Raw genomic sequence first — 236 nt, 5'->3', positions numbered from 1 at the left:
CCTCTGTCTCGGTGTTCGTCTGTTCAGCATACACAATTGAGGTTCCTTCCCGTTCAAATAACGGAATCGAGAACTTTTTCCTATAAAGACAGTTAAACATTTTCAGCTGAATATCTGCGTGATGAAGGTTCTTTTGAAGATTTAATTTAATAGAAATGGTAATTTTAGAAAAGTATATATAGAAAAGAAGGATAAGTATGAAAAATCCTATACCAGCTATAATCCACATATAGACC

The 236-nt window shown here is 33.5% G+C and carries 1 protein-coding gene; it reads right to left on the bottom strand.

Annotated features, from left to right (window positions below; all coding sequences use genetic code 11):
- Window positions 1-236, bottom strand: a 236-nt coding sequence (locus P6709_RS20340; RefSeq protein WP_278242685.1) for a hypothetical protein, incomplete at both ends; no start/stop codon positions are given.

The organism is Jeotgalibacillus sp. ET6, assembly GCF_029667115.1.
Taxonomy (GTDB): Bacteria; Bacillota; Bacilli; order Bacillales; family Jeotgalibacillaceae; genus Jeotgalibacillus.
Note: the sequence above shows the minus strand (reverse complement) of the source record. Positions and strands in the feature narration are given on the sequence as shown.